The 17,682-nt window shown below is 64.2% G+C and carries 13 protein-coding genes; 8 read left to right on the top strand and 5 right to left on the bottom strand.

Features of this window, described 5'->3' with window-relative positions; translation table 11 throughout:
* Positions 1-274 precede the first annotated feature (274 nt).
* From uvrA to HU766_RS24770, 3 genes are read left to right on the top strand one after another with little or no spacing between them, the layout of a single operon-like run.
* Positions 275-2,791: an excinuclease ABC subunit UvrA gene (uvrA, locus tag HU766_RS24780; RefSeq protein WP_186661404.1), complete on the top strand. Its 2,517-nt coding sequence runs from the start codon at positions 275-277 to the stop codon at positions 2,789-2,791.
* A gap of 60 nt (positions 2,792-2,851) precedes the next feature.
* On the top strand, positions 2,852-4,501 hold the full coding sequence (locus tag HU766_RS24775) for an MFS transporter (protein WP_033698066.1): 1,650 nt from the start codon (positions 2,852-2,854) through the stop codon (positions 4,499-4,501).
* A complete protein-coding gene (locus HU766_RS24770; protein WP_186661402.1) occupies positions 4,498-5,631 on the top strand; it encodes an HlyD family secretion protein in 1,134 nt (377 codons plus the stop codon). The genes HU766_RS24775 and HU766_RS24770 overlap by 4 nt, the downstream gene beginning before the upstream one ends.
* Before the next feature lie 402 nt (positions 5,632-6,033).
* Here the strand turns inward: HU766_RS24770 and HU766_RS24765 are convergent, their stop codons facing one another.
* The 5 genes from HU766_RS24765 to fdnG are packed head-to-tail and all read right to left on the bottom strand — an operon-like array spanning position 6,034 to position 12,454.
* On the bottom strand, positions 6,034-6,909 hold the full coding sequence (locus tag HU766_RS24765; protein WP_186661400.1) for an AEC family transporter: 876 nt from the start codon (positions 6,907-6,909) through the stop codon (positions 6,034-6,036).
* A 56-nt stretch (positions 6,910-6,965) separates the two neighbouring features.
* Positions 6,966-7,877: a formate dehydrogenase accessory protein FdhE gene (gene fdhE, locus HU766_RS24760; protein ID WP_186661398.1), complete on the bottom strand. Its 912-nt coding sequence runs from the start codon at positions 7,875-7,877 to the stop codon at positions 6,966-6,968.
* The gene (locus HU766_RS24755; RefSeq protein ID WP_186661395.1) at positions 7,874-8,509 is read right to left on the bottom strand and encodes a formate dehydrogenase subunit gamma; all 636 of its coding nucleotides are present in this window, start codon (positions 8,507-8,509) and stop codon (positions 7,874-7,876) included. The genes fdhE and HU766_RS24755 overlap by 4 nt, the downstream gene beginning before the upstream one ends.
* Positions 8,506-9,390: a formate dehydrogenase subunit beta gene (gene fdxH / locus HU766_RS24750; RefSeq protein WP_033698073.1), complete on the bottom strand. Its 885-nt coding sequence runs from the start codon at positions 9,388-9,390 to the stop codon at positions 8,506-8,508. Before fdxH ends, HU766_RS24755 begins: the two co-directional genes overlap by 4 nt.
* A 13-nt stretch (positions 9,391-9,403) precedes the next feature.
* On the bottom strand, positions 9,404-12,454 hold the full coding sequence (fdnG, locus tag HU766_RS24745) for a formate dehydrogenase-N subunit alpha (RefSeq protein ID WP_186661393.1): 3,051 nt from the start codon (positions 12,452-12,454) through the stop codon (positions 9,404-9,406).
* 756 nt (positions 12,455-13,210) lie between these two features.
* Between fdnG and HU766_RS24740 the strand changes: the two genes are divergently transcribed.
* From HU766_RS24740 to HU766_RS24720, 5 genes are all read left to right on the top strand, one after another.
* A complete protein-coding gene (locus tag HU766_RS24740; protein ID WP_033698075.1) occupies positions 13,211-14,500 on the top strand; it encodes an MFS transporter in 1,290 nt (429 codons plus the stop codon).
* A 229-nt stretch (positions 14,501-14,729) separates the two neighbouring features.
* On the top strand, positions 14,730-15,041 hold the full coding sequence (locus HU766_RS24735; protein WP_033698082.1) for a hypothetical protein: 312 nt from the start codon (positions 14,730-14,732) through the stop codon (positions 15,039-15,041).
* Between the two features lie 48 nt (positions 15,042-15,089).
* Positions 15,090-15,641, top strand: coding sequence for a YbhB/YbcL family Raf kinase inhibitor-like protein (locus tag HU766_RS24730; protein WP_033698083.1), 552 nt, complete (start codon positions 15,090-15,092; stop codon positions 15,639-15,641).
* A gap of 548 nt (positions 15,642-16,189) precedes the next feature.
* Positions 16,190-17,251 carry a 3-deoxy-7-phosphoheptulonate synthase gene (locus HU766_RS24725; protein WP_186661391.1) on the top strand — a complete coding sequence of 354 codons (1,062 nt, stop codon included), beginning with the start codon at positions 16,190-16,192 and terminating at the stop codon, positions 17,249-17,251.
* A 79-nt stretch (positions 17,252-17,330) separates the two neighbouring features.
* Positions 17,331-17,612, top strand: a complete 282-nt coding sequence (locus tag HU766_RS24720; protein WP_186661390.1) for a peptidylprolyl isomerase — start codon at positions 17,331-17,333, stop codon at positions 17,610-17,612.
* Positions 17,613-17,682: the final 70 nt, after the last annotated feature.

Below are 17,682 nucleotides of genomic sequence, written 5' to 3'. Positions count from 1 at the left end.
CGCTACCATCTAGGTAGGCTGAGATGGCTGTGAGTTTGAACTGCTCTGTGTATTTGCCCATCGGTCCCCCCAAGGGTTGGATTTTTTGTCCAACTTCTTGGGGGCAGTCCAAAATGTGGGAGCGGCCTTGCGCCGCGAAGCGCCGCGCGGGCGGCGCTCGATCTCGCAGGCGCTAAACCTCCCAACCCCTACACCTGCCAGCCCCACCCCAATCCCCGCACAGACCCTGAAATTACTGCTACCGTGCCCCATTTCCCCAGCCAAGGAGCGCCCAATGCCACCACGCAACCCAACCCCTACCGGTTTCGTCCGTGTCCGTGGCGCTCGCGAGCACAACCTCAAGAACATCGACGTCGACATCCCCCGCGACGCGCTGGTGGTATTCACCGGTGTATCCGGCTCTGGCAAGTCTTCACTGGCCTTCTCCACCCTGTATGCCGAAGCGCAGCGCCGCTACTTCGAATCGGTCGCGCCCTATGCCCGGCGCCTGATCGACCAGGTTGGCGTACCCGACGTGGACGCCATCGAAGGCCTGCCCCCTGCGGTGGCCCTGCAGCAGCAACGCGGCACGCCAAGCGCGCGTTCGTCGGTGGGCAGCGTCACCACATTGTCCAGCTCGATCCGCATGCTCTACTCGCGTGCCGGCCACTACCCGGCCGGGCAGGCCATGCTGTACGCCGAAGACTTCTCGCCCAATACCCCACAAGGGGCCTGCCCCGAATGCCACGGCCTGGGCCGTGTCTACGAGGTGAACGAGGCAACCATGGTCCCCGACCCGTCGCTGACCATTCGTGAGCGGGCGGTGGCCGCGTGGCCGATGGCCTGGCAGGGCCAGAACCTGCGCGATATCCTGGTGACCATGAGCTATGACGTTGACACCCCCTGGCGCGACCTGCCCCAGGAGCAACGCGACTGGATCCTCTACACCGAAGAAACCCCCACCGTGCCGGTCTACGCCGGGCTCAGCCCGGCGCAGACCCGCGCCGCACTCAAGCGCAAGCTCGAACCCAGCTACCAAGGCACCTTCAGCGGCGCCCGGCGCTACGTGATGCACACGTTCATGCATTCGCAGAGCGCGCAGATGCGCAAGCGCGTCTCCCAATTCATGCGCCCAAGCCCCTGCCCGCTGTGCCAGGGCAAACGGCTCAAGCGCGCAGCGCTGGCCGTGACCTTCGCCGGCCGCGACATCGGCGAGCTGTCACGCCTGCCTTTGCAGACGCTAGCCGAGGTGTTCCGCTCGGTGGCAGCCCCCGGTTATCTGCAACAGCATGAAGACACCCTGACCCTGGAAAAGCGCCTGGCCGCCCAGCGCATCGCCCACGAACTGCTGGAACGAATCGCGCCGCTGATTGACCTGGGCCTCGGCTACCTGGCCCTGGAACGCAGCACGCCGACACTGTCCTCGGGCGAACTGCAACGCCTGCGCCTGGCCACCCAGCTCAACTCGCAACTGTTCGGCGTCATCTACGTGCTCGACGAACCGTCGGCCGGCCTGCACCCGGCCGACAGCGAAGCGCTGTTCGACGCCCTGCAACGGCTCAAGCGGGCGGGCAATTCGGTATACGTGGTTGAGCACGACCTGGATACCATGCGCCGCGCCGACTGGCTGGTGGACGTCGGCCCGGCAGCCGGCGAGCATGGCGGGCAGGTACTGTACAGCGGCCCGCCCGCAGGCCTGGCCGAGGTCGAGGTATCGCGCACCCGCGCCTATCTCTTTGCCCCGCAGCAGCCAGCCGCTAGGGCGCCACGAAAGGCGCAGGCCTGGCTGCAGCTGGAGGGCATCACGCGCAACAACCTCAACAACCTCAGCACCCGGTTCCCTTTGGGGTGCTTCACCTCGGTGACCGGTATTTCCGGCTCGGGCAAGTCGAGCCTGGTCAGCCAGGCGCTGCTGGAACTGGTCGGTGCCCACCTGGGCCATGCCGAACAGCGTGCCGAGCCCGAGGAGCAGAGCCTGGAGGACGAGCCCGAGCAGACCAGCGCAGGCCGTGTCAGTGCGGGCCTGGACAACATCAAGCGGCTGGTGCAGGTCGACCAGAAGCCCATCGGCCGCACGCCGCGCTCCAACCTTGCCACCTACACCGGCCTGTTCGACTACGTGCGCAAGCTGTTCGCCAGCACCGAGCAGGCCAAGGCGAACGGCTTCGATGCCGGGCGGTTTTCGTTCAACGTTGCCAAGGGCCGTTGCGAGAACTGCGAGGGTGAAGGGTTCGTCAGCGTCGAGCTGCTGTTCATGCCCAGCGTGTATGCACCCTGCCCCACCTGCCATGGCGCCCGCTACAACCCCGATACCCTGGCAGTGACCTGGCAGGGCATGAACATCGCCCAGGTGCTGCAACTGACCGTTGACCAGGCCCTTGCGGTGTTCGCCGAACAACCGCCGGTACGACGCTGCCTGCAGGTCCTGCAGGATATCGGCCTGGGTTACCTGCGCCTGGGCCAGCCGGCCACCGAGCTGTCCGGCGGCGAGGCGCAACGCATCAAGCTGGCCACCGAGCTGCAGCGCACCGCGCGCGGGGCGACGCTGTACGTGCTGGACGAGCCCACCAACGGGCTGCATCCGCAGGACATCGACCGCCTGCTGGTACAACTCAATCGCCTGGTCGATGCCGGGCATAGCGTGGTGGTGGTCGAGCATGACATGCGCGTGGTGGCGCAAACCGACTGGGTGATCGACATCGGGCCGGGGGCTGGGGATGCCGGCGGCAAGGTGGTGGTCAGTGGGACGCCACAAACGGTTGCCCAGTGCAAAGACAGCCGCACCGCCAGCTTCCTGGCCAACGCGTTGTAGGCGCGGCAAACGTGAGCGCAGACAGTTTTAATGCCCATGCCCGTCACGTACAGTCTGCCTATGAACAAATACGCCCCACGCCAGTGGCTCCCTCACGAAAAACCCAGCCTGCCTGGGTCGCCCTCTACTCCCCTGCACACGCCCGGAAAACGCCTGGCCTATGGGGTGGTGGGGCTGCTGGTGGCGATCACCGGTGGCCTGGGCAGCGCGCTGGTAACGGCCAACCTGGTGTTCCTGCAGGGTGCCCTTGGGGCGACCACCGCCGAAATGGCCTGGCTGCCGGCCGCCTATGTGATGACCAACGTGTCGATGAACCTGCTGCTGGTCAAGTTTCGCCAGCAGTTCGGCTTGCGCGCCTTCACCGAAGTGTTCCTGGTGCTCTATGTACTGGTCACCTTTGCCCACCTGTTCGTCAATGACCTGAACTCGGCAATCGCCGTGCGCGCCGCCCACGGCATGGTCGGCGCCGCGCTCAGTTCGCTGGGCCTGTACTACATGATCCAGGCGTTCCCTGCGCAGTGGCGGCTCAAGGCTATGGTCCTGGGCCTTGGCGCCTCGCAGCTGGCCTTGCCGCTGGCGCGGATCTTCTCCGAAGACTTGTTGCAGATCGCTGAATGGCGCGGGTTGTACCTGTTCGAGTTGGGCCTGGCACTGGCCGCACTGGGTTGCGTGCTGATGCTCAAGTTGCCGCCTGGCGACCGCTTCAAGACCTTCGAGCCGCTCGATTTTCTGACCTTCACCCTGATGGCCAGCGGCACCGCCCTGCTTTGCGCCGCACTGTCGCTGGGGCGCATCGACTGGTGGCTGGAGGCGCCTTGGATCGGTGTGGCGCTGGCGTCGTCGATCGGCCTGATATTCAGCGGCCTGGCCATCGAACACAATCGCCAGAACCCCTTGCTGATGACGCGCTGGCTGGGCAGCGGCACGATCATCCGCCTGGCCCTGTGCGTGATCCTGATTCGCATGGTGACCTCGGAGCAGTCCACTGGTGCGGTGGGGTTTCTGCAGGCGCTGAACATGGGCAGCGAGCAGATGCGCACGCTGTACGCGATCATGCTGTTCGGCGCGGTGGCCGGCCTTGCCACCAGCGCCCTGACCATCGACCCCAAGCACCTGGTCATCCCGCTGCTGGTTTCGCTGCTGGCAATGGCCGTCGGGGCCTTCATGGACAGCAGCTCAAGCAACCTCACGCGCCCGGCGCAGATGTACCTTAGCCAGTTCCTGCTGGCCTTCGGCAGCACCTTCTTCCTGGGCCCGTCGATGGCCCTGGGCATCAGCCATGTGCGGGCCAACCCGCGCAACCTGGTGAGTTTTTCGGTGCTGTTCGGCATCTGCAACAACCTCGGCGGCCTGATTGGCGCAGCGCTGCTCGGCACCTTCCAGACCTGGCGGGAAAAATTTCACTCCAGCCACCTGATGGACCGGCTCAGTTACCTTGAGCCGCTGGTCAACGCCCGCGTGCAAAGCGGTGGCGGCGGTTATGCCGGGATCCTCGCCGACCCGGCGCTGCGCAGCGAAGCCGGCCTGCGCGTGCTAGCCAGTGCGGCCACCCGGGAGGCCAACGTGATGGCCTACAACGATGTCTTCATGCTGATCGGCAGCATCGCTATCCTGACCATGGTCTGGATCTGCATCCGCAGCACCTGGCTCTGGTACACGGCCGCCAAGGCCACCTCCTCCGACTCTAGCCGTAGCGCGCCTACCCGATGACCGACGAAACCCGCACGACCACCACCACCGCCCTCGCCGAGACCCCGGAAGGCACGCCGCCCCCCAGTGAACCGACCAGCCCGGTACGCTCGCGCCGGGTGCGCATCCTGTCGACGGTCAGTTTTGCCTGCGTAGCCCTGGCTGGCATCCTGTTGGTGCTCTATGCCTGGCGCCTGCCGCCGTTCGGCAGCGCCATCGAGAGTACCGAAAATGCCCTGGTGCGCGGCCAGGTGACCATCATCGGCCCGCAACTCAGTGGCTACATCGTCGATGTACCGGTGCATGACTTCCAGTTCGTCAAGGCGGGCGACCTGCTGGTGCAACTGGACGACCGCATCTACAAGCAACACCTGGCCCAGGCCATCGCCCAATTGCAACAGCAACAGGCGGCACTGGCCAATAACCTGCAGCAACGCAACAGTGCCGAGGCCACCATCGCCCAGCGTCAGGCTGCCATCGGTGATGCGGCAGCCCAGGCGACCAAGGCCAAGGCCGACCTCGGCCGTAACCAGGCACTGGTCAGCGACGGCTCGGTGTCGCGCCGCGAGCTGGACCTGGCCCGTGCCAGCCAGGCGGCTGCCGTCGCCAGCCTGGCCCAGGCCAAGGCTGCACTGGAAATCGCCCGCCAGGACCGGGAAACCGTGGTGGTCAACCGGGCTGCGCTGCAAGCCGCGGTGGAAAATGCCAAGGCCGCCGTGGAGCTGGCCCGCATCGACCTCGACAACACCCGTGTGACCGCCCCGCGCGACGGCCAGCTGGGGCAGATTGGCACGCGCCTGGGGGCCTACGTGAACTCGGGTGCGCAATTGATGGCGCTGGTGCCCGACACCCTGTGGGTGATCGCCAACCTGAAGGAAACCCAGATGGCCGCAGTGCGTATCGGCCAGCCGGTGAGTTTCACCGTGGATGCCTTGAACCACCTGAAGCTGTACGGCCATGTGCAGCAGATTTCGCCGGCCACCGGCTCCGAGTTCGCGCTGCTGCAGGCGGACAACGCTACCGGCAACTTCGTCAAGATTGCCCAGCGGATCCCGGTGCGCATCACCGTGGATGCCGACCAGCCCCAGGCAAAACGGTTACGGCCAGGTATGTCGGTGGTGGTGAGCATCGACACCCGTGACGGGCGGTAGGTACCTGCCGAGGTGCCGTCTTGCCGCTCTAGGCCGTGGGGTTTGCCTGGCTTTGGCTTGGCGGTGGTGCTGATATCGAGCGCCGCCCGCGCGGCGCATCGCGACGCAAGGCCGCTCCTACATTTGTTTCGGGCCAATTATTCCTGTGGCATTGGCGCGCGGCCCCTTGGTGCCCCCTCAATATCGCGTCGTACAAACAAGGCGGTCGCGCGCAAATGCCACTGGCCTCACTGGCCCGAAACGAATGTAGGAGCGGCCTTGCGTCGCGATGCGCCGCGCGGGCGGCGCTCGATATCCGCCCCCCTGAAGAAACCAAGCCAGGCACCTGATGCCCCTCCCTACAATCTCCAGCCCCACCCAAAAAAACTCGAACAACACAACTGCCCCCCACAACACTACGCGCTACATCCATGCAGCCAGCACAACCGGCAACCAGGCAAACGACAGCACAGTCGAACACATCACCAGGTTCGCCACCTGCTCGGGCGAGCGATTGGCCCGTACCGCCATCAGGTAGTTGAACACCGCCACCGGCATCGCGGATTGCAGCATCAGCACCGCCCGCTCCAGCGGTTCCATGCCCAGCCCCGCGCCCACGGCCCAACCCACTGCCGCGCCCAGCACGATACGCAGCCCACCCAACAGGATGCCGCTGCCGACATGCTGCAAGCGGATGCTGGCCAACGATACCCCCAGGGTCAGCAGCATCAGCGGTATGGTCATGCCGCCAAGCAGGTCTGCCGTGTTGGCCAACCAATGCGGCAGTTCGAAATCGAGAAAGATGATCGGCATCGCCCCCGCCAGGCTGATCACGATGGGGTTGCGGGCCAGCGCCTTGAGTGACGCCGCCGTGCCCGAGATGGCCATGCCGATGGTGAACTGCACGATCGACAGGGTCAGGAAAAACGCCACCGCCAGGGCCAGGCCATGCTCGCCGAAGGCGTACAGGCTGATCGGCAGGCCCATGTTGCCGGTATTGGGGAACATGAACGCCGGCAACAGCACCCGCCAGTGTTGCCCCGAGACGCGGCACACCAGCAGCCCTGCCAGGGCCATGCCCAGCGTGCACAACAGGCAGGCCACGGCCATGCTGGTGAACGCCGTCGGGTCCAGTTCGGTGCGGCTCAAGGTCGACAGCACCAGCGAGGGCGTGCCGACCGTCATCACGATCCTGGCGATGAACTCGGTGGGGTAGTCCAAGCCTTTGCGAGCCCAGGCGAAACCAATGCCGGCAACGATGAACACGGGTGCCAGAACGGCGAACAACGATGCCAGCATGAGCCTTACCTTCCTGGGTTGGGGAAGGCGTCAGTATGCCGCAGTGTTACGCCGCATCAACCCGGAAACAGAAATGGGTTGATGCTGCTACGGGCAAAGCCTTGCCCTTCAAGCTCGGCATCCAGCCGCAGCGTGGCCAGGTCATCGGCGACAGGTTCCAGCGCCGGGTCGTGCTCGTAATAGAACGCCTTGAGGTAGCTTTCGCAGTCGCCGCAGCTTTCTGCCTTGACCGCACTGTCCTGACGCTCCAGCGACCAATAGTCCAGTTTGCCGGTGTGTTCGCAATTGCTGCACTTGACCCGCACCATGTGCCAGCGGCTCTCGCACAGCCCGCAATGCAAATAGCGCAGCCCGGCACGCTTGCCCGTGAGGATGACGCTGGCCACCGGCGCGCTGGCGCATACCGGGCAGAACTGGCGGTGCTCCCCCACTGCCGCGTGGGCATGGGCAGGCAGTGCCGCCGCAAGTTGCACGAAGTACAGCCCCAGGGCGGCCCACAGGAACAGCGCCTGGCCGCTGTCCACTTCGCCATAGCGGCCCTGCAGCAGGTGCTCGGCGCAGGCTTCGCGCTGTTCGTGGCTCAATGCGGCAAGCGCATCCAGCGCGGCGCGTACCGGGCCGCTGGCCTCAGCGCGCAGCTCTTCGATCAACGCTTCGAGCGCTTGCTGCCAGTAACGCGAACGCGGCAACTGCTGCACCGCTAACGGCGCAGCGTCGCCCATCCGCTGGGCAAGGGCCTCAAGCTCGGGCGCAGGCACCGGAAAACGCTCCAGCAGCCGCTGCTGGGCCTGTGCAACGGTGGCGGCGAAGCCCAGGTAATCAGCCTGCTCATGCCCCTCGGCCAGCTGGCGCAAACGCGCTGCGCGCTTGGCAAAGTGCTGACCCAATTGCGGCAGCAACAAGGCGCTGATAGCGCCCACGCCACCGCTGGGCTGCTCGACCGCCGTCAGTTTGATGCTGCTGCTCATTTCTTCTCACTCTTGTTGCTGATCTGCTGGTACCAGCGGTCATGGTGCGACTTGGCCCAGGTACGCGAGACGTAGCCTGTGATCATGCCGCGAATCGAGCCCTTGACCCAGAACGCCAGGTAAGCGTGGCCGATGATCAGCAAGATCAGCGAGATGCCGGCCAGGGCATGGGTAAACAGGGCAATGCGGATCAGCGGGATGCTGAAGTAATCGGCAAACCACGGCCGCCAGATGATCACGCCACTGCCCATCAGCAAGGTGATCAGGCCCATGATCCCCCAGAACAGGATCTTCTGGCCGGCGTTGTACTTGCCAATGCGCAGCGGCTGACTGTGATCGCCCGCCAGCACCTTGTTGACGTTGCGAAACCAGATGGCGTCTTCACGTTCGGGCAGGTTGTACCTGACAAAGCGCACGAACAGGAACATCAGCACCACGTACACCACCACCCCGAAAAACGGGTGAAGGATACGCGCCAGCTGTGGCGTGCCGAACACCCCGTTGAGCCAGTTCAGCGACGGGAAGAACCACGACAGCCCCGACATCGCCACCAGGAAGAAACAGATGACCACGAACCAGTGGCTGGCCCGGTCGATGAAGCGCGTGCGCAGAATCAGTCGGTCCTTGTTCATACCTGGGTCTCCTTTTCGTCTTCCTCGACTTCGTTGGGGCCAACACCGATGTAGTGGAACACCGTGCCCGCCAGGGTGGCGAAGAACGCTGCGGCGGCCACCGGCTTCAGCCAGCCTTTCCAGCCCTCGATGGCGCTGCTGATGCGCGGGTCCGGGTTGAGCTTGTGGTACAGCTGCGGCTTGTCGGCGTGTTGCAGCACGTAGAACACATGGGTGCCACCCACGGCCTGCGGGTCGTAGATACCGGCACCGGCAAAGCCGCGGCCTTGCAGTTCGCTCACGCGCTCTTCGGCCTGCACCAGCATGTCGGCCTTGCTGCCGAAGTTGATCGCGCCGGTCGGGCAGGTTTTAACGCAGGCCGGTTCCTGGCCGACCGTGACCCGGTCGACGCACAGCGTGCACTTGTAGGCCTTGTTGTCCTTCTTGCTGATGCGCGGCACATCGAACGGGCAGCCGGCCACGCAGTAGCCGCAGCCGATGCAGTGCTCGGACTGGAAATCGACGATACCGTTGGCGTACTGAATGATCGCACCCGGTTGCGGGCAAGCCTTCAGGCAGCCAGGGTCGGCGCAGTGCATGCAGCCATCCTTGCGGATCAGCCATTCCAGCTTGCCGTTTTCGTCCTGGTGCTCGTCGAAACGCATCAGCGTCCAGGTGTCTGGCGTGAGATCGGCCGGGTTGTCGTACACGCCGACGTTGTGCCCGACCTCGTCACGCAGGTCGTTCCACTCGTTGCACGCTACCTGGCAGGCCTTGCAGCCGATGCAGATGCTGACGTCGATCAGCTTGGCCACCTCGGCCTGGTGGTCACGGGCACGGGGCGCGGGGGTGAAGGCGTTGGTCGCCGAACGGCGAATGATGTCTTGGGATTGCAGGGACATGTGCGTCGCTCCGTCAGGCCTTTTCCACGTTCACCAGGAACGCTTTGTATTCCGGGGTGTTGGTGTTGGAATCACCCACGCCTGGGGTCAGCGTGTTGGCCAGAAAACCCTTGCGGGTAGCGCCTTCGAAGCCCCAGTGGCAAGGGATGCCGATGGTGTCGACCATCTGTCCGGCAACCTCCAGGCGCTGGACCCGCTTGGTGACCACCGCCTTGGCCTTGATGTAGCCGCGCTTGGTGGTCACCCGCACCAGGTCGCCCTGGACGATGCCCTTCTCCTTGGCCAGCACTTCGCCAATCTCGATGAACTGCTCGGGCTGGATGATCGCGTTGAGCCGCGAGTGTTTGGTCCAGTGGCGGAACAGCTCGGTGATCGAATAGGTGGTGGCCACGTAAGGGAACTCCTCACGGCTGCCCATGCGCGCCCGGTCGCTTTCGTACAGCCGTGCGGTCGGGCTCTTGCTGACATTGGGGTGCAGCGGGTTGGACACCAGCGGGCTTTCGATCGGTTCGTAATGCTCAGGGAACGGCCCATCGTTCATGGCCCCGACCGAAAACAGCCGCCCTACCCCTTCGGGCAGCATGATGAACGGGTTGACATCGCTGCCGGGCGCGGCGGTAACCGGGTAGTCCGGCACATCGCTGCCAGCCCAGCGGCTGCCATCCCAGGCAATGATCTGGCGCTTCGGGTCCCAGGCCTTGCCCTGAGGGTCGGCCGAGGCACGGTTGTAGAGGATGCGGCGATTCTGCGGCCAGGCCCACGCCCAGCCCGGTGTGCAGCCCAGGCCGCTGTCGGCGTTGTCGCGGCGGGCCATCTGGTTGCCGGCTTCGGTCCAGGAACCGGCGAACACCCAGTTAAAGCAGGCGGTACTGCCGTCGTCACGCAATTGGGCGAAGTTGTCCAGCAACTGACCCTTGCGCAGCACCAGGTTGCCCTTGTCGTCATGCAGGTCGGCCAGGGCGTAGCCGTTGGACTCCTTGGCGACTTCCTCGGGTTCTGGGTCGTAGGGGTTCTTGTAGTCCCAGGCCATGTTCAACACGGGCTCGGGGCACACGCCGCCCTCGCGGCGATACAGCTCGCGCAGCTTCATGAACAGGTGGCCGAGGATCTTGCCATCGTGCCAGGCTTCACCCGGTGGCGCCGCGCCGGCCCAGTGCCATTGCAGCCAACGGCTGGAGTTGACGATCGAGCCGTTCTCTTCGGCGAAGCAGCTGGAGGGCAGGCGGAAGACCTCGGTCTGGATGGCTGCCGGGTCGACGTCGTTGGACTCGCCATGGTTCTGCCAGAAGCTCGATGTCTCGGTCGCCAGCGGGTCGATGATCACCAGGAACTTGAGCTTGGCCAAGGCCTCGGCAGCCTTGTTCTTGTCCGGGAAGGCCGCGATCGGGTTGAAGCCCTGGGCTATGTAGCCGTTGACCTTGCCTTCGTACATGCGGTTGGAATAGTTGAGCACATCGTAGCTGTCGTCCCACTTGGGCAACCAGTCGAAGCCCCAGTTGTTCTCGCGGGTGGCCTGGTCGCCCCACAGGCTCTTCATCAGGCTGATGAAGAACTTGGGTGTGTGCTGGTAGTAGTTGACCTGCCCCGGCAGCTGGGCGCTGGGGGTGGTTTCCTTGAGGTAGGTTTCGACGCTGGTCTGGTTGTCGGACGGCAGGTTCATGTAACCCGGCAGGCGTTGCGACAACAGCCCCAGGTCGGTATAGCCCTGGATGTTGGAGTGCCCGCGCAGGGCGTTGACGCCGCCACCGGCCATGCCGATATTGCCCAGCAGCAGTTGGATCATGCCCGAACCGCGGATCATCTGGGCGCCCGTGGTGTGGTGGGTCCAGCCCAGGGCATAGAGGAAGGTCGCAGTCTTGTCTGGTGCGCTGGTGCTGGCAAGGATCTCGCAAATCTGCAGGAAATCGTCCTTGGGCGTACCGCACAACTCGTTGACCCGCTCCGGCGTGTAGCGGCTGACATGCTGCTTGAGCAGGTTGTACACGCACCGCGGGTGGTTGAGCGACATGTCGCGCTTGGCAAAGCCCTGCTCGTCGAGCTCGTAGGCCCAGGAGCTGCGATCGTAGCGTCGGGTGCCTGCGTCGTAACCGCTGAACAGGCCGTCGTCGAAACTGTAGTCGCTGCGCACGATCAGGCTGGCATTGGTGTAGGCACGCACGTACTCATGCTGGATACGGTCGTGGCTGATCAGGTAATTCACCACCCCCATCAGGAAGGTGATGTCGGAGCCGGCGCGGATCGGCGAGTACAGGTCGGCCACCGAGGCGCTGCGGTTGAAGCGCGGGTCGACCACGATCACCTTGGCGCCGTTGCGGATCTTCGCCTCGATCACCCACTTGAAGCCCACCGGGTGCGCTTCGGCGGGGTTGCCGCCCATGATCAGCACCACGTTGGCGTTCTTGATGTCCACCCAGTTGTTGGTCATGGCGCCACGGCCAAAGGTCGGTGCCAGCGCCGATACGGTCGGGGCGTGACACACCCGGGCCTGGCTGTCGGTGCCGAGGATGCCCAGAGCGCGAGTGAAGCGCTGATCGAGCGAGCCGGTTTCGCTGCTGGCCGCCGAGGAACAGAGCATGCCGGTGGACAGCCAACGGTTGACGGTTACGCCCTTGGCGTTCTTTTCGATGAAGTTGGCATCGCGGTCGTCCTTCATCAGGCGGGCGATGCGCTCGATGGCATGGTCCCAGCTGATGCGCTGCCACGTGTCCGAGCCTGGGGCGCGGTACTCCGGGTACAGCAGGCGCTGTTCGCTGTGGATGTAGTCCACCAGCCCCGCCCCTTTCGGGCACAGCGAGCCCCGGCTGACCGGGTGGTCCGGGTCGCCTTCGATATGGAAGATGCGCGCCTTGGCGTTCTTCGCACCGTCGCCCAGGCTGTACATGAGGATGCCGCAGCCTACCGAGCAGTAGGTGCAGTTGTTGCGTGTCTCTTTGGCGCGCAACAGCTTGTATTGGCGTGACTGGCTGGCATTGGCCACCGCCGGTGCAAAGCCCAGCGACACGCTGGTCGCTGCCGCCGCCCCGGCCGTGCAAAGTTTGAAAAATTGTCGTCTGCCAAGTGCCATGGGCATCTCCTCATCTAAGCCCGGCTCGGTACCGGGCGAACAGGCGTTACTTATCAACGGGTGTTATCGGCAAGTCGTTCTAGTTGGGTGACGGGCACTAATCGGCGGCAATAGGTATTCGCAGTGCGTTGATATAAACGCAACTTTTTGGCAAACACTAAATGGGCCGTGGCATCACTCGTTTATCAAGGCGCCCCTTGCAGGTCGCGGCCGCCATTGTAGTGGCAGGATGCCGCAGGGACCAATTGACCGGCTTGATCGCTTGATAAGTTTTATCGATCAATGCACTGCGATGGCAACTAACTGCATAACTGTATTGATCCAGGTCAATAAACGCACACGGCAACTCGATAAATCCATGAATCAATACGACTAAAGTTATTTACCCTTACAAATTATTATTAGCAGGCTGTAGTCTGGGTGCAGCTGCACTCCCCCTGCGGCGTCTCGTCGCAGGCCAATGCCCCTTGGGCAAATCGATGCAAGCACGTAGAATCGCGCTTCCTTTTCGCCCGTCGCCTTGAACGGTGGCAACCGGCAGCAACGACAGAGTCCGTGCCTGAACACATGAACGCACATGTGAAATAGGCTCAACCCACCCCGCCCGGCCCAGTTCTTCCAAGGCCCAGCGGTTGAGTCTTGCCCAGGTCGCATCCCTCCCAGGCACATCCGTGCAGCCTCTTGGCCCCTTATCGGGCCATGTCGGCGTGCGCGTCCGAAGAGGCGCTCATTCCGCTCATCCACCTTGAGGTACATATGTCTCCGCGTTTGCTGGCCATGGCGCTGGCGCCCCTGCTCGGGCTGTTTATCATTGCCCTGGGCAACGGCTTCATGTCTTCCCTGACCACCCTGCGCCTGGGCGCTGCCGGTGAATCGGCAACCACCATCGGTATCGTGTCGTCGAGTTACTTCATTGGCCTGACCCTTGGCGCGATCTTCAATGACCGGCTGATCCTGCGCATCGGCCATATCCGCGCCTACACCAGCTTCGCCTCGCTGATCGCTGCAACCATCCTGCTGCAGGGGATGTTCTACGACACTACGTGGTGGTCGATCCTGCGTTTGATCAACGGCTGGGCCGCGGTGGGCGTATTCCTGGTGATCGAGAGCTGGCTGCTGCTGGCCGGCGACGCGAAGATCCGGGGCCGCCTGCTGGCGCTGTACATGATTGCCTTCTATGGCGCTGGCGTGATTGCCCAGGCAGGCCTTGGCGAGATCACTCGCCTGGGCGATACCGCACCGTTCATGCTCGCCGGCATGCTTGCGGCGCTGTCGGTGCTGCCGATCGTGATCCTGCCGCGGGTGTCGCCGCTGCTGGACCAGGTCGAGCCACTGAAACCGCGGCAACTGCTGGGTGTTGCACCGTCGGGCCTGGTCGGCTGCTTCGGTTCGGGCGTGGCGATTGCCGGCATTTATGCCCTGCTGCCGCTGTACCTGCAGCGCATCGGCCTGGACGTGGGGGAAGTCGGCAACATGATGGCCTGGGTCATCCTCGGTGCCATGCTGCTGCAATACCCGGTTGGCCGCTGGTCTGACCGCAAAGACCGCCAGGACGTGCTGATTGCCCTGGCCGGGCTGTGCGTGGTGCTGTCGTTGATCACGGTGTTCCTGCCGTCTGAATCGTCATTGCTGCCGGCGATGCTGTTCCTGCTGGGTGGCGGGGTGTTCGCCCTGTACCCGGTGGCGGTCAGCCACGCGGCCGACCGTGCACCGTCCGACGCCCTGGTGCCGATGATCCAGGGCTTGCTGCTGATCAACTCGCTGGGCTCGGCGCTGGCGCCATTGGCGATTTCGCCGATGATGACGTCGTTCGGCGAAGCGGGGCTTTTCTGGGCCTTTGCGGTGGTCAACTTGGGGATGGTGAGCTTCTTCCTGTGGCGCCGTGGCAAGCGCCCGGCGGCAGAGCACCCGGCACCGTTCACCGCCTCGACTACCTTCTCGCCCACAGGCGCTGAGCTGCGGGTGACCGAAGACCTGATGCATGCGGCGCAGGAGCATCCGCCGCTGGAACCCGTGGAAAGCACCCGCCCCGACCCCATCCGCTAATCGCTTTTTGTAGGAGCGGCCTTGCGTCGCGAAAGGGTTGCGCAGCAGCCCCGGCAATATCTGCGGCCAATCTGAAATCCCGGGGCTGCTGCGCAACCCTTTCGCGACGCAAGGCCGCTCCTACACAAGGCCGGATCCGGGCTGTGCGTGACCACCCGTCGCCCGAAGGGCACCGCGCCGGCGCTGCCCGGCCAAAGGAATGACAGATCATCCGCAAGGGAGATACACCATGATCCGCATTCGTCCCCTCTCGCTGTGCCTGGCCCTGGCCTTGGGCGTCATCAGCGGCACCAGCTTTGCCGCCACCGAGCCCACCAATACCGACAGCCACCCGCAAACCGATCAATCCGGCGGCAAGACCGCCGGTGATGACAGCAGCGTCAACAGCCCCGGCAGCGGCCAAGACAACGACAGCAGCAACACCGGCACCAGCACCGATGCTGCAGACGGCGCCAGTGGCGGCTCCAACAGCACGGGCGAGGCCACAGGCTCGGGGGCTGGCAGCAGCGGCGGCACCGCCGAGGACCAGGACAGCCGTTAAGGCCAGCCTGGACTACACTGCGCCCCATTGCCCTGCCAAGGAATTGCCATGAACATCAAACCGTGGCTGCTCGCAGCCCTGCTGCCGTGCAGCGCACTGGCCGCAGGGCCGGGTTCTGGTGCGCTGTCGATCAGCTCATCGTCGTTCACTGACGGCGGGGTGATCGCCTTGCAACAGGTCGGGCCAGACCCGGCCTGTGGTGCCGGTGAGGAACGCACGCCGCAGTTGAGCTGGGACAACCTGCCCGCAGGCACCCGCTCGCTGGCGTTGGTGATGTTCGACCCCGATGGCGGCAAGGGCCTCGGGGTGGTGCACTGGATCGCCTACAACATCGACCCGGCCCTGGATGGTTTGAAAGAAGGTGTGGCCGGGCAAACCACCCATGCCGTGACGGTGGGGCGCAATTCCCGCGGCACCGCCAGCTACCGAGGCCCCTGCCCGCCCGCCGGGGACAACCCGCACCACTACGCACTGACCTTGATCGCCACCGACTTGGCACCCGGCATCCTGCCAGCTGAACTGGACCGCAATGGGCTGCTTGAATTGCTGCAAGGCCATGCACTAGGTGCGCAAACCTTGGTAGGGCGTTACGGCCACTGATATTGGCAGTAATGATCTGCCCCATAGCATTTACCCATTGAACGGCACGCCCGATCTGCAGTAAGCTCGGGCTCATTCACTGGAGAGCAACATGCCGAAACACACCTGCAATCACGCCAACCACACCGGTCGCACCCTGCGCCCTGTGCTGGCCGTTGCCGGTAGCATGGCCCCTGCCAGCTTTTATTTTGGGTATTGGTTTAGCCACTAGGCGCCGCTGATACCTACACGGCGCCCACTTTCGAGGGGCCGCCGAACATGAGAATACTCAAACCCCCGGTCGGCTCCCCGACCGGGGGTTTTGCTTTTCAGGCCTTTGAACAACACCGATTCATATTGAGGACAGATCCATGAACTACGCCACTTATTACTCCGCAAGCACCTATGCCTGGCGATTTAGCCAATCCCGTTCGGGCCAGCCTGCCGCCTCCGTTCGGTCCCTCAAGGGTGGCAACGCTGCAGACAACACACACTCAACGATCTGTCGAACACCTCGATAGGGCCGACCGCGCGGGCCACAACCCGCCGTCCGCCCAGGGAAAAACGCCATGCAAGCCTCGAACCTCGCCCTGCCCCTGACCCAACCGCAAGCTGCCAATACCACCGTCAGCCAGCGCCTGCCCAGCCCGCACCTGCTCAAGCAGCAAATGCCGCTGACCGCTGAACTCACCCAGCAAGTCCATGCCCATCGCCAGGCCATCCGCGCCATTCTCGAAGGCCGCGACGAGCGCCTGCTGGTGGTAGTCGGCCCATGCTCGATCCATGACCCACGCTCGGCCCTGGAATACGCCGACCGCCTGGCCGCGCTGAGCCGCGAGGTGGACGGCAAGCTGCTGTTGGTGATGCGCGCCTACGTCGAAAAACCCCGCACCACGGTGGGCTGGAAAGGCCTGGCCTACGACCCGCGCCTTGATGGCAGCGATGACATGCATGCAGGTATCGCCCTGTCGCGCGGCCTGATGTTGAACATGATCGAGCGCGGCCTGCCGATTGCCACCGAACTCTTGCAACCGATGGCCGCGGGCTACTTCGACGACCTGCTGGGCTGGGCCGCCATCGGCGCGCGTACCACCGAGTCGCAGATCCACCGCGAAATGGTCAGCGGCCTGGATTTGCCCGTAGGTTTCAAGAACGGCACTGACGGCGGCATCGGCGTTGCTAGCGACGCCATGCGCAGCGCCGCCCACCCGCATCGCCACTTCGGCATGGATGCGCAGGGCTACCCCGCGATCATCGAGACCCTCGGCAACCCCGACACCCACCTGGTGCTGCGTGGCGGCCACAAGGGCCCGAACTACGATGCGGCAAGCATCGCCCAGGCCCGCCAGGGGTTGGCCAAGGTCGGTTTACAGGCGCGGATCATGGTCGATTGCAGCCATGCCAACAGCGGCAAGGACCCGGCGCGTCAGCCAGCGGTGTTCGAGGACGTACTGGCGCAGCGCCTGGCCGGTGACCGCTCGATTGTCGGTGTGATGATCGAAGGGCATCTGTTCGATGGCTGCCAGGCCTTGGGCAAAGGCGCTTTGAAGTACGGCGTGTCGATCACCGACGGTTGCCTGGGCTGGGCCGCCACCGAAACGCTATTGCGCGAGGCTGCACAAAAACTGTAGGAAGCCACCAGCAAGCCTTGCGAGACATTTCCCGAACAAGTGCGCTAGGCTTGCATTTTTACCCTAAGGAGCAGTACCCATGGCCCGTGCCACCGCCCGCCACATCCTGGTCAGCAGCGAAGACAAGTGCAACGAACTCAAGGCCCAGATCGAAGCGGGTGCCGACTTCGCTGAAGTCGCCAAAACCAACTCCACCTGCCCTTCCAGCCGCCAAGGCGGCGACCTGGGCTCGTTCGGCCCAGGCCAGATGGTGAAGGAGTTCGACACCGTGGTCTTCAGCGCGCCGCTGAACGTTGTCCAGGGCCCGGTCAAGACCCAATTCGGTTATCACCTGCTGGAAGTGACCAGCCGTCAGGACTGATGCCACGTTGTTCCTCTGGAACGACGTATCACCTGTAGCAGCACCGGCGTGCTGCTACCGGGGCTTGTAT

It is taken from the genome of Pseudomonas sp. SWRI77 (assembly GCF_014269105.1).
Lineage (GTDB): Bacteria > Pseudomonadota > Gammaproteobacteria > Pseudomonadales > Pseudomonadaceae > Aquipseudomonas > Aquipseudomonas capeferrum.
The sequence above is the reverse complement of the archived record's forward strand: the minus strand, read 5'-3'. Positions and strand labels throughout refer to the sequence as shown.